The sequence below is a fragment of the Enterobacter sp. kpr-6 genome (genome assembly GCF_900116015.1).
Taxonomy (GTDB): domain Bacteria; phylum Pseudomonadota; class Gammaproteobacteria; order Enterobacterales; family Enterobacteriaceae; genus Enterobacter_D.
The window spans coordinates 71,883-87,027 of sequence record NZ_FOYH01000009.1 but is presented as its reverse complement, the minus strand read 5'-3'; the positions used below and the strand labels follow the sequence as shown (position 1 = coordinate 87,027).

At 58.3% G+C, this 15,145-nt stretch carries 13 protein-coding genes; 9 read left to right on the top strand and 4 right to left on the bottom strand.

Annotation, left to right across the window (positions count from 1 at the left end):
* Positions 1-10 precede the first annotated feature (10 nt).
* On the top strand, positions 11-559 hold the full coding sequence (gene phnH / locus BM373_RS18035; RefSeq protein WP_090464578.1) for a phosphonate C-P lyase system protein PhnH: 549 nt from the start codon (positions 11-13) through the stop codon (positions 557-559).
* On the opposite strand, the gene yjdP is transcribed toward phnH, so the two are convergent.
* Both yjdP and BM373_RS18025 read right to left on the bottom strand, forming a co-directional pair.
* Entirely contained in the window at positions 556-882 is a 327-nt protein-coding gene (yjdP, locus tag BM373_RS18030) for a DDRRRQL repeat protein YjdP (protein ID WP_090464575.1), read from the bottom strand. The genes phnH and yjdP overlap by 4 nt on opposite strands.
* A 71-nt stretch (positions 883-953) precedes the next feature.
* Entirely contained in the window at positions 954-3,257 is a 2,304-nt protein-coding gene (locus tag BM373_RS18025) for an ATP-binding protein (protein ID WP_090464572.1), read from the bottom strand.
* A gap of 406 nt (positions 3,258-3,663) precedes the next feature.
* Here BM373_RS18025 and BM373_RS18020 point away from each other — a divergent pair, with 406 nt between their 5' ends.
* The 6 genes from BM373_RS18020 (at position 3,664) to BM373_RS17995 (ending at position 9,827) form a co-directional block, all read left to right on the top strand.
* Positions 3,664-5,175, top strand: coding sequence for a sugar ABC transporter ATP-binding protein (locus BM373_RS18020; protein WP_090464569.1), 1,512 nt, complete (start codon positions 3,664-3,666; stop codon positions 5,173-5,175).
* Positions 5,168-6,175 (top strand): ABC transporter permease subunit, encoded by a 1,008-nt coding sequence (locus tag BM373_RS18015; RefSeq protein ID WP_090464567.1) that lies wholly within the window; start codon positions 5,168-5,170, stop codon positions 6,173-6,175. Before BM373_RS18020 ends, BM373_RS18015 begins: the two co-directional genes overlap by 8 nt.
* Positions 6,176-6,207: 32 nt before the next feature.
* Complete coding sequence (locus BM373_RS18010) at positions 6,208-7,149, top strand: ABC transporter substrate-binding protein (protein ID WP_090464564.1); 942 nt, start codon at positions 6,208-6,210, stop codon at positions 7,147-7,149.
* A 115-nt stretch (positions 7,150-7,264) separates the two neighbouring features.
* The gene (locus tag BM373_RS18005; RefSeq protein WP_090464561.1) at positions 7,265-7,951 is read left to right on the top strand and encodes a D-lyxose/D-mannose isomerase; all 687 of its coding nucleotides are present in this window, start codon (positions 7,265-7,267) and stop codon (positions 7,949-7,951) included.
* Positions 7,952-7,962: 11 nt separating this feature from the next.
* Complete coding sequence (locus tag BM373_RS18000) at positions 7,963-8,823, top strand: ketose 1,6-bisphosphate aldolase (RefSeq protein WP_090464558.1); 861 nt, start codon at positions 7,963-7,965, stop codon at positions 8,821-8,823.
* Positions 8,820-9,827, top strand: a complete 1,008-nt coding sequence (locus tag BM373_RS17995; RefSeq protein ID WP_090464555.1) for a carbohydrate kinase family protein — start codon at positions 8,820-8,822, stop codon at positions 9,825-9,827. The genes BM373_RS18000 and BM373_RS17995 overlap by 4 nt, the downstream gene beginning before the upstream one ends.
* On the opposite strand, the gene BM373_RS17990 is transcribed toward BM373_RS17995, so the two are convergent.
* Positions 9,824-10,555, bottom strand: coding sequence for a response regulator (locus BM373_RS17990; RefSeq protein ID WP_090464552.1), 732 nt, complete (start codon positions 10,553-10,555; stop codon positions 9,824-9,826). The genes BM373_RS17995 and BM373_RS17990 overlap by 4 nt on opposite strands.
* A gap of 589 nt (positions 10,556-11,144) precedes the next feature.
* Between BM373_RS17990 and BM373_RS17985 the strand changes: the two genes are divergently transcribed.
* Positions 11,145-11,297, top strand: a complete 153-nt coding sequence (locus BM373_RS17985) for a Hok/Gef family protein (protein WP_090464550.1) — start codon at positions 11,145-11,147, stop codon at positions 11,295-11,297.
* Positions 11,298-11,401: 104 nt separating this feature from the next.
* On the opposite strand, the gene gltP is transcribed toward BM373_RS17985, so the two are convergent.
* Entirely contained in the window at positions 11,402-12,715 is a 1,314-nt protein-coding gene (gene gltP, locus BM373_RS17980) for a glutamate/aspartate:proton symporter GltP (RefSeq protein WP_090464547.1), read from the bottom strand.
* A 414-nt stretch (positions 12,716-13,129) separates the two neighbouring features.
* Here gltP and acs point away from each other — a divergent pair, with 414 nt between their 5' ends.
* Positions 13,130-15,088 (top strand): acetate--CoA ligase, encoded by a 1,959-nt coding sequence (gene acs, locus BM373_RS17975; RefSeq protein ID WP_090464544.1) that lies wholly within the window; start codon positions 13,130-13,132, stop codon positions 15,086-15,088.
* The last annotated feature ends 57 nt before the right edge of the window (positions 15,089-15,145 follow it).

The following is a 15,145-nucleotide window of genomic DNA, read 5'->3' as shown; positions in this document are numbered from 1 at the left end:
GGAGAACTGAATGCATTTAATGAGTCAACCCGTGCAGGATGCACAGCAAGATATGCGTCGTTTATTAAAAGCGATGAGTGAACCGGGCGTGATCGTCACGCTCAACCAGCTTAAACATGGCTGGCAGCCGCTAAACCTCGCCTCCACCACCCTGCTGATGACGCTAAATGACCGCGACACCGCGCTGTGGATGAGCCCTGCACTTGAAAACGATCTGGTCACGCAAAACCTGCGCTTACATACGCGCACCGTGCGGGTTGATCACCCCCCTCAGGCGGAGTTTGCGCTGGCGGATGAGACGCTCAGTGCGGATCAACTGCACACGCTGGCTGCCCGAACGCTGGTATTGCAGGTCGCCAGCTTAAGCGGTGGACGGATGTTGCGTCTGACCGGCGCGGGCATACGCGAAGAACGCATGGTCGCGCCACAACTGCCGGGCAGCCTGATTAACGTGCTGAGCGAGCATGAGCACGCCTTCCAGTTAGGTTTCGATCTGCTGCTCACCTGCGGTGAACGCCTGCTGGCGATCCCGGCAACCACCCACATCGAAGCGTATTAATACTCCTGTTCCAGCCGTCGTGCGTCATCTTCCAGTTGGCGGCGATCCTCATCAAGCTGGCGCTGACGCTCATCAAGCTGTCGACGCCGATCCTTAAGCTGACGCTGGCGATCTTCATACCGACGGCGATCCTCGTCGCGATGTCGCCGGTCATCGTCATAGCGTCTGTCGTCCTCATCATCGCGGGACGAATCGTTGCCGTTATAGGCATCATTAATTGCCCGCTGGATGTTGCCAAGGGCGTCGTCCACCACATCGGCATGCGCCAGTTGGCTGGTGAACGAAAGGAAGCTGAAAATCAGTACGGTCGCGTAACGTGTCATAGAGCCAGTCTCTGTGTGCTGAGCTGGCTTCACGTTAATCCGCCGGGAAAAAAGCGAGTAGCGGAGAAATCTCAAAGCCGCGGTTGCCGCTCCACCGCCGCAACCGCCTTACGCAGCGCCTGCGCCAGTTGCACACGGGTAAAGGGCTTGCGCAATAACTCCACGTCCGGCAGCGCAGGGTTGTGCGCCGGGCGTAAATCCTGGCCGCTGACTAACAGCACCGGCAGATCGGGATAATGCAGGCGCACGGACTGGATCACCTCCGCCCCGCTCAAACGCCCCGGCAGCATCAGATCGGTAAGCAGGAAACCGATGTCCGAAGAGGCCGCCAGCAGGTTTAATGCTTCTTCACCGCTTTGCGCTTCCAGCGTCAAATACCCCAGTTGATGAAGCTGTTCGCACAGGGTCTGGCGCACGTCGGCTTCATCCTCCAGCACCAGAATCAGCATATCGCGGGTATCGCCCGGCAGCACCGGTTCCGGCTCCGGCAGGCGCACCGCCTGGGTTTGCGCGCGCGGCAAATGCAGTCGCACGGTGGTGCCCTGCCCCGGCGCGCTCTCAATCGACACCCGGCCACCCGACTGGCGTACAAAACCGTACACCATCGACAGCCCCAGCCCGCTGCCGCTGCCGGTCTGTTTGGTGGTAAAGAACGGCTCGAAGACCTGGGCTTTGATCGCCTGCGACATGCCACAGCCCTGATCGCTCACCTCCAGCGCCACCATATCCTGACGGCGGCCATCGCTGCGGGTAACACGCTGATTCCACGTGCGAATTTTAATCTCTCCGCTCTGACCTTCCATCGCATCGCGGGCGTTCATCACCAGGTTTATCAGCGCATTTTCCAGTTGTCCGACATCGATCCACGCCGCCCACGCCGGGTTTTGCGCTTCGATGGAAAGCGTCAGCGTGGCGGGCAGAGAATGGCGCATCAGTTCGCTCAGGTTCTCCAGCAGCGGCTGCATGTCTACCGCGTGCGGGTGCAGCGATTGCTTACGGGAAAATGCCAGCAGACGCTGAGTCAGCAGCGCCCCGCGCTCGGCGGCTTTCAGCGCCCGGCTGATGCGCGTGGCGTCGGGGGAATCGGGTGGGATCAGTTCCAGGCTACCAATGATCACCGCCAGCAGATTATTAAAATCGTGCGCCAGCCCGCCGGTCAGTTGCCCGACAGCCTTCATTTTCTGGCTGTGCAGTAAGGCTTCTTCCAGGCCCTGGCGCACGGTGCGGTCGATTTCCATCTGGGTGGTTTTTTCTCTCAGCAACCGCGAGGTGCGCTCAAGCGATGCGGTGTTACGGGCAAAGACGCTGAATGCGCGGGCCAGCTCGCCCAGTTCATCGCGCCGCTGCAAAGCAGGCACCGAGACATCCGGCTCGCCACGCGCCAGCCGGGTCATGGCGCGGGAAATCGCCGTCAGATTGGAGCCCAGGTTGCGATAGATATACCAGCCGGCAAAGCCGGTGATCACCAGCGCCAGCACCGCAAACGCGATGATAAACAGGATGATAGAACGCAACTCCTGATGGCTTTGCGCGGTGCGCTCCTGCGATGCCTGCGCCACCCGTTCGACGTACTGATTAATGTCGCTGTTGAGAAACGCCACCAGCGCTTTGATGTGGTACATGTACCAGTTGATCGCCAGATCGCTCTCGTCAAGCTGCTGCGCCAGCGGCCCGAGCTTGCGTAGCTCGGCGCTAAAATCCGCGAGGATCGCGTTGATCGTTGGATCGGCGCTGTCGGTCGGCAATTGTGTCACCAGGGCATTCAGCGCCAGCACGGTCGGACGCGGCGACGGCGACTGGATCGCCGCGTCGATCAGCCGATCCATCTCATCGAGCAGGCGCGGGTCCGGCACGGTTGCGCCCGTGCGCCCGTTGATCGTCTGCACATGGCGCAGATAGCTCTGATTCTGGTACAGCGAACTGAGCAGGTCGTTGCGTTGCAGATGGCGGCGCTGCCCGCGCTCCAGCATCTGGGTGACGCTGTGCTGAAGCTCGTTGCTGCGCGAGGTGATGCGCGCCACCAGTTGCGGTTCAAGCGTCGCCAGCGGCGCGGCGGCCAGCAGATCCAGCGAGCGTTTCAGCGCGGTTTGCGACTCTTTCAGCCGCTCCGCCTCGCCTTTATATTCCAGCGCCCCCACCACCTGCGACAGCCGCACCGCCGCCGTAGCGACATTCGCCGTGTCCCGCGCCAGATTCATGCTGCCGGTCATGTCATCCAGCGTTTGCTGCTGCACCTGCTCCTGGATAAGGCTGGCGTGGCGGAAGCCGAAAACCGCCGCCCCGCTGACCATCAGCGTCACGCCCATCACCAGCAGGTTGAAGAACAGCAGCCGCCCGCGCGCGCTGGCGAAAAAGGGGTTACGGCGATAGGGCATGATGGCTCCGTGGTTGTTTTTTTTACCCTCACCCTAACCCTCTCCCTGAGGGAGAGGGAACAGATCGAGCGCGGGCTGGCCCTTCCCTCTCCCTCAAGGAGAGGGGACAGATCGAGCGCGGGCTGGCCCTTCCCCCTCTCCCTCAGGGAGAGGGGACAGATCGAGCGAGGGCTGGCCCTTCTCCCTCTCCCTGAGGGAGAGGGGACAGATCGAGCGCGGGCTGGCCTTTCCCCCTCTCCCTCAGGGAGAGGGCCGGGGTGAGGGTGGAGATTCGCACACTCTCCCGTTACGTAATTGTGATCCCCGTTAACTATTTCGCAATATGACAATTATGAACAGCGTCTGACATGGAGCATTTACAGAGGCGTGATTGACTGCGTGAATCGACCCACACAGGAGTCTCGCCATGAGCAAAACGCCGGTACTCGAAATGCGCAATATTGCCAAAGCCTTTGGCAAATTCTACGCGCTCAAAGGCGTCGATCTGACGGTGTATCCCGGTGAGATCCACGCGCTGATGGGTGAAAACGGCGCGGGCAAAAGTACGCTGATGAAAATCCTCGCCGGGGCGTACACCGCCACCAGCGGCGAGATCCTTATCGACGGGAAACCCTATTCCATCAAAGGGCCAAAAGACGCATTAGCCGCAGGTATTACCCTGATTTATCAGGAGATGCAGCTCGCCCCGAACCTGACGGTGGCGGAAAACATTTTCCTCGGCAGCGAGCTGTCGCGCGGCGGGCTGGTGCAGCGCAAAGAGATGGTCGCCCAGGCGCAGGTGGTGATTAACCGCCTCGGCGCGCAATTCAGCGCCCGCGATCTGGTGTCGAGGCTGACCATCGCCGAACAGCAGCAGGTGGAAATCGCCCGCGCGCTGCACCGTAACAGCCGCATTCTGGTGATGGATGAACCCACCGCCGCCCTCTCCTCGCGGGAAACACACCGCCTGTTTGAACTGATCCTCCGTCTGCGTGACGAGGGAATGGCGATTATCTACATCAGCCACCGCATGGCGGAAGTGTATGAACTGTCCGACCGCGTCAGCGTGCTGCGCGACGGGCAGTATGTCGGCAGCCTGCTGCGCGAATCCCTTAACGCCACCGAACTGGTGCGCATGATGGTGGGCCGCCCGCTTAGCGATCTGTTTAATAAAGAGCGCGACATCCCGCTCGGCAACCCGCGTCTTAACGTCCATCACCTGACCGACGGCGGCAAAATCAAGCCCGTCAGCCTGCACGTGCGCGCCGGTGAAATCGTCGGCCTGGCGGGGCTGGTCGGGGCCGGACGTTCAGAACTGGCACAACTGATTTTCGGCGTGCGTCATGCCACGGGCGGTGTGATTGAAGTGGATGGCGAGCCGGTGGTGATCCACTCCCCGCGCGCTGCCATCGATTTAGGGATCGGATTTTTGACCGAAAACCGCAAAGAGCAGGGGCTGTTTTTAGAACTGGCGGCGGCGGAAAACATCACCATGGCGACGCTGGAGCGCGATGCCAATTTCGGCATGCTGGATCGCAAAAAAGCGCAGAGCATCTCCGACGACGCCATCAAGCTGCTCAATATCCGCGTGCCCCATGCGCAGGTGCGGGCGGGTGGTCTCTCCGGTGGCAATCAGCAAAAGCTGCTGATTTCACGCTGGGTGGCGATTGGCCCGCGCATTCTGATCCTCGACGAACCGACGCGCGGCGTCGACGTCGGCGCGAAAAGCGAAATCTACCGCATCATGAACCAGATGGCGCGCAAAGGCGTGGCGATTTTGATGATCTCAAGCGAGCTACCCGAAGTGGTCGGCATGAGCGACCGGGTGTACGTGATGCGCGAAGGTGCCATCGCAGGCGAGCTGCAACATGGAAATATTTCCCAGGAAAATATTATGACGCTGGCCACCGGCGTCGATCAGGCGGTGCATCATGAATGATAAGCAAACTCCCGTGACCACGCCGCAGCAGGCGGCAAAATCCTCCTCGGCGAAAAAGCAGTTGATGGGCGATCTGATGCAAACGGTCGGCATCCTGCCGATTTTAATCCTCATCGTCGCCGTTTTTGGCTTTATCACGCCGAACTTTTTTACCGAAAGTAACCTGCTCAATATCACCCGCCAGGCGTCGATTAACATCGTTCTCGCCGCCGGGATGACCTTTATTATTCTGACGGGCGGCATCGATTTGTCGGTGGGGTCGATTCTCGGCACCACGGCGGTAGGGGCGATGGTGGTGTCGCTGATCCCCGAATTCGCCATGCTCTCCATTCCCGCCGCGCTGATGCTTGGCCTGGTGCTCGGACTGTTCAACGGCGCGCTGGTGGCGTTCGCCGGACTGCCGCCGTTTATCGTCACGCTCGGCACCTACACGGCGCTACGCGGGGCGGCTTATCTGCTGGCCGACGGCACCACGGTGATTAACTCTGACATCAGCTTTGAGTGGATCGGTAACAACTATCTCGGCCCGGTGCCGTGGCTGGTGGTGATTGCGCTGGCGGTGATCGTGGTGTGCTGGTTCATCCTCAGACGTACCACGCTCGGCGTTCATATCTACGCGGTCGGCGGCAACATGCAGGCGGCGCGGCTCACCGGCATCAAAGTCTGGATGGTGCTGCTGTTCGTTTACGGCATGAGCGGCCTGCTCTCAGGGCTTGGCGGGGTGATGAGCGCCTCGCGCCTCTACAGCGCCAACGGCAACCTCGGCATGGGCTACGAGCTGGACGCCATCGCCGCGGTGATCTTAGGCGGCACCAGTTTTGTCGGCGGCATCGGCACCATCACCGGCACGCTGGTGGGGGCGCTGATCATCGCCACGCTCAACAACGGCATGACGCTGATGGGCGTCTCCTATTTCTGGCAACTGGTGATCAAGGGTGCGGTGATCATCATTGCGGTGCTGATCGACAAATACCGTACCCGACACCATCAAAGTGCATAACAACAAAACCCTACAGCTTCGAGGAAAAGAATATGCGTTTGAAACCGTTAGTGACTGCGCTCTGTGCGGGCGCACTGCTTGCCGCAAGCCCGTTTGTGCAGGCAAAAGAACTGAAATCCATTGGCGTGACGGTGGGCGATCTGGCGAACCCGTTCTTCGTGCAGATCACCAAGGGCGCTGAGCTGGAAGCGCGCAAGCTGGCGGGCGATGACGTGAAAGTGACGCTGGTGTCCAGCGGCTACGATCTCGGCCAGCAGGTATCGCAAATCGACAACTTTATTGCCGCGAAAGTGGACATGATCATCCTTAACGCTGCGGATTCGAAGGGCATCGGCCCGGCGGTGAAACGGGCGAAAGAGGCCGGGATCGTGGTGGTGGCGGTTGACGTGGCCGCCGAAGGCGCGGACGCGACCATTACTTCCGACAACACCCAGGCGGGCGAGATTGCCTGTAAATACATCACCGACCGTCTGAAAGGCAAAGGCGATGTGGTGATCATCAACGGACCGCCGGTGTCAGCGGTGCAGAACCGCGTCGAAGGCTGTCAGACAGAATTCAAACGCCACCCGGATATCAAAGTGCTCTCCTGGAACCAGAACGCCAAAGGCAGTCGTGAAGGCGGGCTGGAAGTGATGACCTCGCTGCTGGCGGCGAATCCGAAGATCGACGGCGTGTTTGCGATCAACGACCCGACGGCGATCGGCGCGGATCTGGCGGCGAAACAGGCGCAGCGTAAAGAGTTCTTTATTGTCGGCGTCGATGGTTCCCCGGACGGCGAAGAGGCGCTCAAGCGTGAAAACTCCCTGTTCGTGGCGACCCCGGCGCAGGACCCGCAGGTAATGGCGGCGAAAGCGGTGGAGATCGGCTACGACATTCTGCAGGGTAAAGCCGCGCCGAAAGAGCCTGTGCTGATCCCGGTGACGATGATCGATAAGCAGAGCGTGGGGACGTATAAGGGCTGGACGGTTAAGTAATTGCTTTGCCCCCTCACCCCGGCCCTCTCCCAGGGGAGAGGGAGAACACCAATCTATCCCCTCTCCCACCGGGAGAGGGTTAGGGTGAGGGGAAAACCCCTGCACAGGAGGCCCCATGAAACGCTCCGCAATCAACGAAATCCTCGGCCACACCCGGCAGTTTTTTTCCATGCACGACGTTCACCTGCCGCCGTTTGCCAGCTACCCGCCGACCCGGTGGCAGCAGCTTGAACCCGAAGCCACCGCGGAAATTTTTGCCCTCAAGCTCGGCTGGGATGTCACCGCGTTTGGCGGCGAGTCCTTCGCCACACAAGGGCTGACGCTGTTCACCCTGCGCAACGGCTCGCCCGACGGCACGCCCTGGCCCAAAACCTATGCCGAAAAAATCATGCATGTACGCGACGGGCAACTGACGCCGATGCATTTTCACTGGCGCAAGCGCGAGGACATCATCAATCGCGGCGGCGGCAACCTGATTATTGAGTTGTGGAACGCAGGCGCGGATGAACTCACCGATACCACTGACGTCACCGTCGCCATCGACGGCGCGCGCCAGACTCACGCGGCGGGCAGCCAGTTACGCCTGTCGCCCGGCGAAAGTATCTGCCTGCCGCCGGGGTTGTATCACAGCTTCTGGGGCGAGCACGGCTTTGGCGATGTGCTGGTGGGTGAAGTCTCATCGGTCAATGACGACGACCACGATAACCACTTTCTGCAACCCATCGATCGCTTCAGCCATATTGAAGAAGACGAACCGGCGAACCTGGTGCTGTGCAATGAATACGCGCTCTTTCGCCGCTAAAGGAGACTGTTATGCCGTTGATTTCTCTTGCCGAAGGTCTGGCGCATGCCCGTGAGCACCAGTATGCCCTCGGCGCGTTTAACGTGCTGGATTCACATTTTTTACGCGCCCTGTTCGCCGCCGCAAAACAGGAGCGTTCGCCGTTTATCATCAATATCGCCGAAGTGCATTTTAAGTACGTGTCGCTGGATTCGCTGGTGGAAGCGGTGAAGTTTGAAGCCGCGCGGCACGACATTCCGGTGGTGCTTAATCTCGATCACGGCCTGCATTTTGAGGCGGTAGTGCGTGCCCTGCGGCTTGGGTTTAGCTCGGTCATGTTCGACGGTTCGACGCTGGAGTACGAAGAAAATATTCGCCAGACCCGGGAAGTGGTGAAGATGTGCCATGCAGTCGGCGTGTCGGTGGAAGCGGAACTCGGCGCGGTGGGCGGCGATGAAGGCGGCGCGCTGTATGGTCACGCCGACGAAGCCTATTTTACCGATCCGGCGATGGCGCGGGATTTTGTTGACCGCACCGGCATCGACGCGCTGGCGGTGGCGATTGGCAATTCCCACGGCAAATATAAAGGCGAACCGCGACTCGATTTTGCGCGCCTTGATGCCATCCGCCAGCAAACCGGGCTGCCGCTGGTGCTGCACGGCGGCTCAGGGATCAGCGAAGCGGATTTTAAACACGCCATCTCCCTCGGCATCCATAAAATCAACTTCTACACCGGCATGTCACAGGCCGCGCTCGACGCGGTGGAAAGCCGGATGACCACCCGGCAGCCGATTTACGATGAATTCGCCGAACTGCTGCTCGGCATTGAGCAGGCGATTGCCGACACCGTGGCGGAGCAGATGCGTATTTTTGGCAGCCAGGGGAAAATCTGATGGAACGAAAAGGCATCATCGCGGCGGGCAATATGCTGGTGGATCACGTCCATCAGATCGTGCAGTGGCCGGAGCGCGGCTGGCTGGCGGAAATCGTCCACAGCGAGCGCTCAACCGGCGGCGCGCCATTAAACGTGCTGCTGACGCTGGCGAAGATGCGCACCGGCCTGCCGCTTCAGGCGGTCGGGCTGGTGGGTGAAGATAACGATGGCGATTATATTATGGCGATGCTGGAGCAGTACCACGTCAATCGCCAGCACGTGCAGCGCACCACCTTTGCTCCTACGTCGATGTCGCAGGTGATGACCGATCCCGACGGGCAGCGCACCTTTTTCCACTCGCCCGGCGCGAACCGCCTGCTGGATCTCCCGGCCTTTGACCGCCTTGATTCGACGATGAAGATTTTCCATCTCGGCTATCTGCTGCTGTTAGACAGCCTGGATATGCCGGATGACGAATTTGGCACGCGCAGCGCCCGCCTGCTGGCGCAGATGCAGGCGCTGGGATTTGAAACCTCGCTGGATCTGGTGTCGCGCAAGGGCGATCCGCGCTATCGCCCGCTGGTCAATCCGGCGCTGAAATATCTCGATTATCTGGTGATTAATGAACTCGAAGCCGGGGAATTTAGCGGGCTTGAGATCCGCCACGCCAGCGATGAACCGCACGTGGAGAACATCGCGCAGGCGGCGCAACAGTTACTGGCGGCGGGCGTGCGTCAGCGGGTGGTGATCCACTGCCCGGAAGGCGCGTGGGGACAGACGCCGCAGGAGGCTGGCGGCTGGATCCCGTCATGGCATTTAAGCACCAGCGAGATTGTGGGAAGTGTCGGCGCGGGGGATGCGTTTTGCGCCGGATTTCTCTACGGCTGTCACGAGCGCTGGCCGCTCACCGACAGCGTACGGCTGGCCCATGTCTGCGCGCGCGCCAGTCTGCTGGCGGCCAATGCCATCGACGGCGCGAAAACCCTCGATGAGCTGAAAACGTTTCTCGCCGGTAACGCTTAAGCCGCCTGCTCGTTGTGAAGCACATCGGCGGCAAAGACGTAGCCGAGGCCGCGAATGGTTTTAATCAGCGTCGGCTGGTGCGGGTTGATTTCGATTTTGCGCCGCAGCCGCATGATCAGCACGTCAATGGTACGGTCGAACACATCCATGCTTTCGCTGTGGGTCAGCTCCAGCAACTGCTCGCGGTTAAGCACCCGGCGGGCGTGGGACACCAGCGCCAGCAGGAGGGCATATTCCCCCTGCGTCAGCGGCACCACGGTGTTTTGCGGGTTGGACAACTCGCAGCGCGTGGTATCCAGCCGCCAGCCGTTGAACACCCGGTCGGCACTTCTTTCAGCAGGCACATCGGCCGCCAGCGCGCCCATTCTTCTGAGCACCGCTTTCACCCGCGCCACGACCACGCGCGGATTAAACGGCTTGGCGATGTAGTCATCCGCGCCCATTTCAAGGCCGACGACCACATCCGACTCGCTGCCAAGGCCGGTCAGCATGACCACGGGCAGATCCGGGCGCACTTTTTGCAGACGCTGTAACACCATCAGACCGTTGATATCAGGCAGGATCATATCAAGCAGCACCAGCGCCACGTCCGGCGTGTTAGTCGCGAGGGTCAGCGCATCTTCACCGTTATGGCAGACGTGCACCGCAAAGACGTGCTCATGAAGCACATCCTGTAACAGCTCACATACCGCCGTGTCGTCATCCACTACCAGTATTGCCGGTTTCATCATCCGTATCCGCCCAGGAACTCTTCTGTAAGTTTTAGCTGGTCTGGCGCACGGCGTCTGCAAAATACGCGTCCACGTAACGGATTTTCAACCCCGGTCACATCTGTCTCTCCTCCGCCGGGGTTTTGACCCGCGTTCTTCTCTAAAACCTGCAGTGCAAGCATGGCTATGAGAAGGCGAAATTAACTGGATGTCGTCACAGTGAATTATTTTTTCAGGAAACTTTCGCCTTATATATTTATCTGTATTAACCATAATCTTATTTAAATATTTCCAGTATTTATTACAGGTTAATTTAACAGGATGGGATTAATTTTGCGGCGCGTATTCCAGTGCAATGTAATTAACACACTGAAATTACATCGCGAATTTTCTTTCATTTTTATTTAAGAGGGATATGCTATTTCGCGGGTGCTTAAGGCTTTCTGTCTTAAGCATTTCTCTACGTCATTCCGAACGATGGTGAGTATGTGAGAGGCAGAAAGTTGAAAGCCCCGGGCAATGTTTCCATTAACCCGAGGCTACTCTCAACCACCTTCAACAAGTGGAGAGTAGCCTCTTACCCTTTTGTTTGCAAGGAGTAAAAGGCATGACGCCATTTAAATATGTTTTAGGCATTCTGTTAATAGTGTGTCTGACGATACTGATTTTTTCTTTTATTCATCGCGGTCAATTATGCGAGCTGAATATAAAGAATAAGAATCAGGAGGTGGCGGCAAAACTAGCCTGCGCTGTGGGCTAACTCTACGGGCGGGGAAACCCGCCCGCACTGTTGAGGCTGTGGCCTTATTGCACCCTTTTACTTATGTACAAAAAGCCCCGCACAGAGCGTGCGGGGCGACTGGATTATTGATTCGCGGTCTTATCAAATTTACCCAGCATTTCGCGCTCGTAGGCCTGCGCTTTTTTGTGGTCGAATTTGTGTTCCCACTTGGCAATTACCAGCACTGCCAGCGCATTACCCACCACGTTCAGGGCGGTACGCGCCATGTCGAGGAGTCGGTCAACGCCTGCAATAAAGGCCAGGCCCTCCAGCGGAATACCGACGCTGCCGAGCGTTGCCAGCAGCACCACGAAGGAGACGCCCGGTACGCCGGCAATGCCTTTGGAGGTCACCATCAGCGTCAGCACGAGGATGATTTCCTGGCCCAGCGACAGCTCAATGCCGTAGAGCTGCGCGATGAAAATCGCTGCGATGCTCTGGTACAGCGTGGAGCCGTCAAGGTTAAAGGAGTAACCGGTCGGCACCACAAAGCTGGTGATCGAAGCCGGTGCGCCGTAGGCTTCCATCTTCTCAATAATGCGCGGCAGTACGCTTTCGGAGCTGGCAGTGGAGTAAGCCAGAATCAATTCATCTTTAAGAATGCGGATCAGCGTCCAGATGCTCAGCTTACACATCCGCGCCACCGCACCCAGCACCACCAGCGCGAAGAACAGGATCGCCATGTACACCAGAATCACCAGCTTGGCGAGCGGCCACAGGGAGGCGAAACCAAAGTTCGCCACGGTGACCGAGATCAGCGCGAACACGCCAACTGGCGCATAGCGCATCACCATATGGGTGACTTTAAACATGGTTTCGGAAACGGAGCGGAACACGGTCACCAGCGGTTCACGGTGCGTGGCAGGCAGTGAGGAAAGCCCCAGACCAAACAGCACCGAGAAGAAGATGATGGGCAGCATTTCGCCTTTTGCCATTGAGGCAAAAATATTGGTCGGCACCAGCGAGAGGATAGTTCCCATCAGCCCGTGCGCGTGGCTTTGCACTTCCGCCGTGGTGTTCTGGTATTTCGAAATATCCACCGCTGCCAGTTGCGACATGTCGATCCCGGCCCCCGGCTGGAAGACGTTGGCCAGCGTAATGCCGAGCACGATCGCCACCGTGGTGATCACTTCGAAATAAAGAATGGTTTTTGCACCGATACGGCCAAGCTGTTTCGCATCACCGACGCCTGCAATCCCGACCACCAGCGTGGAGATAACGATAGGCACCACAATCATTTTGATCAGGTGGATAAAGATATCGCCTGCCGGAGACAGGAGATTCGCAATCAGCCATTCGCGGCTGTCGCTTTGGTAATGCAGGTAACTGCCCAGAAGAATACCCAGCACAAGGGCCAGCAAAATCTGCCAGGCCAGGCTGACTTTCACATTTTTCATAACAACAAACATCCTCAATGAAGCGCCATTCCAGAAGCAGGAACGACACATACTGAAAGGGGGTATGGGTAGCGTTTCGCAGAAAAGCGGGGTTTTTAACGCGCAGTATCAGTACCATTTGCATGGTATCCTGCGCAACCCTTTAAGATCAGGGCCTTTCACTGGTTAAATGCATAATAACCCGGATTTATACCATTCATCGTACATAACCACCTGTTATAGATAAGTTTTTATTCTTACCTCACCAAATAGTCATTATCAGAAATTATTTACTCTCTAAGCATCATCTGCTGTTTTTTCAGACAGTCCTGCAATGCGTGATCTGCCGCGCAAATAATAAACAAAGCTTTCAGAGCCCCTACAATTAACGTTTTTGCGACATATTATTAACATCCTACAAGGAGAACAAAAGCCATGAGCCAAATACACAAACACTCTGTTCCCGCTGGAATTGCGGAAAATTGCCTGATAAACCCGGAGCAGTACGAGGCGAAATACCAGCAATCCGTCAGCGATCCTGAAGCATTCTGGGGCGAAGAAGGTAAAATCCTTGACTGGATGACCCCCTACACCAAAGTCAAAAACACCTCCTTTGCCCCCGGTAATATCTCCATTAAATGGTTTGAAGACGGTCAGTTAAACCTGGCGGCGAACTGCCTTGATCGTCATCTGGCGGAGCGTGCCGACCAGACAGCCATTATCTGGGAAGGCGACGACGCCTCTCAGAGCAAGCACATTAGCTACCGCGAACTGCACGCCGATGTCTGCCGGTTCGCCAACGCGCTGCAAACCCTTGGCATCAAAAAAGGCGATGTGGTCGCCATCTATATGCCAATGGTGCCGGAAGCCGCCGTTGCGATGCTGGCCTGTGCGCGCATTGGCGCGGTGCATTCGGTGATCTTCGGTGGCTTCTCGCCGGAAGCGGTTGCCGGGCGTATTGTGGATTCCAGCTCACGGCTGGTGATCACCGCCGACGAAGGCGTACGCGCCGGGCGCACTATTCCGCTGAAGAAAAACGTCGATGACGCGCTGAAAAACCCGAACGTGAAAACCATCGAGCACGTGGTGGTGTTCAAACGCACCGGCGGGAATATCGACTGGCAGGAAGGGCGCGATCTGTGGTGGCACGATGTGGTTGCTGACGCCAGCAGCGAGCATCAGCCCGTCGCGGTGAATGCCGAAGATCCGCTGTTTATCCTTTATACCTCCGGTTCCACCGGCAAACCGAAAGGCGTGCTGCATACCACCGGCGGTTATCTGGTCTACGCCGCCACTACCTTTAAATATGTCTTCGATTACCATCCGGGCGAGATCTACTGGTGCACCGCCGATGTCGGCTGGGTGACCGGGCACAGTTACCTGCTGTACGGTCCGCTGGCCTGCGGCGCAACGACGCTGATGTTTGAGGGCGTTCCTAACTGGCCAACGCCCGCGCGCATGTCGCAGGTGGTGGATAAGCACCAGGTCAACATTCTCTATACCGCGCCGACGGCGATCCGCGCGCTGATGGCGGAAGGCGATAAAGCAATTGAAGGCACCGACCGTTCTTCGCTGCGCATTCTGGGATCGGTGGGCGAGCCTATCAACCCGGAAGCCTGGGAGTGGTACTGGAAGAAAATCGGCAATGAAAAATGCCCGGTGATGGACACCTGGTGGCAGACCGAAACCGGCGGCTTTATGATCACCCCGCTGCCGGGTGCGACCGAGCTGAAAGCCGGTTCTGCGACCCGTCCGTTCTTTGGTGTTCAGCCTGCGCTGGTGGATAACGAAGGCAATCCGCTGGACGGGGCGACCGAGGGCAACCTGACGATTGTTGATTCATGGCCGGGCCAGGCGCGCACGCTGTTTGGCGACCATGAGCGCTTTGAGCAAACCTATTTCTCCACCTTCAAAAACATGTACTTCAGCGGTGACGGCGCGCGCCGTGACGAAGATGGTTACTACTGGATCACCGGGCGCGTGGATGACGTGCTGAACGTCTCCGGGCACCGTCTGGGTACGGCTGAAATCGAGTCGGCGCTGGTGTCACACCCGAAAATCGCCGAAGCGGCGGTGGTCGGCATTCCGCACAACATCAAAGGCCAGGCGATTTATGCCTACGTGACCCTTAACCACGGCGAAGAGCCTACGCCTGAACTCTACACCGAAGTGCGTAACTGGGTGCGTAAAGAGATCGGCCCGCTGGCAACGCCGGACGTGCTGCACTGGACGGACTCGCTGCCGAAAACCCGCTCCGGGAAGATTATGCGCCGCATTCTGCGAAAAATCGCCGCCGGTGACACCAGCAACTTTGGTGATACCTCGACGCTGGCAGATCCGGGCGTTGTGGAAAAACTGCTCGAAGAAAAGCAGGGTATTACTATGCCATCCTGACGACGCTTTCTCCCTCTCCCTGCGGGAGAGGGCCGGGGTGAGGGCGAGCCATGCTAA

Coding starts and splice junctions, on each gene's coding strand:
- phnH (WP_090464578.1), top strand. CDS start 11: ATGCATTTAATGAGTCAACCCGTGCAGGATGCACAGCAAGATATGCGT.
- yjdP (WP_090464575.1), bottom strand. CDS start 882: ATGACACGTTACGCGACCGTACTGATTTTCAGCTTCCTTTCGTTCACC.
- BM373_RS18025 (WP_090464572.1), bottom strand. CDS start 3,257: ATGCCCTATCGCCGTAACCCCTTTTTCGCCAGCGCGCGCGGGCGGCTG.
- BM373_RS18020 (WP_090464569.1), top strand. CDS start 3,664: ATGAGCAAAACGCCGGTACTCGAAATGCGCAATATTGCCAAAGCCTTT.
- BM373_RS18015 (WP_090464567.1), top strand. CDS start 5,168: ATGAATGATAAGCAAACTCCCGTGACCACGCCGCAGCAGGCGGCAAAA.
- BM373_RS18010 (WP_090464564.1), top strand. CDS start 6,208: ATGCGTTTGAAACCGTTAGTGACTGCGCTCTGTGCGGGCGCACTGCTT.
- BM373_RS18005 (WP_090464561.1), top strand. CDS start 7,265: ATGAAACGCTCCGCAATCAACGAAATCCTCGGCCACACCCGGCAGTTT.
- BM373_RS18000 (WP_090464558.1), top strand. CDS start 7,963: ATGCCGTTGATTTCTCTTGCCGAAGGTCTGGCGCATGCCCGTGAGCAC.
- BM373_RS17990 (WP_090464552.1), bottom strand. CDS start 10,555: ATGAAACCGGCAATACTGGTAGTGGATGACGACACGGCGGTATGTGAG.
- BM373_RS17985 (WP_090464550.1), top strand. CDS start 11,145: ATGACGCCATTTAAATATGTTTTAGGCATTCTGTTAATAGTGTGTCTG.
- gltP (WP_090464547.1), bottom strand. CDS start 12,715: ATGAAAAATGTGAAAGTCAGCCTGGCCTGGCAGATTTTGCTGGCCCTT.
- acs (WP_090464544.1), top strand. CDS start 13,130: ATGAGCCAAATACACAAACACTCTGTTCCCGCTGGAATTGCGGAAAAT.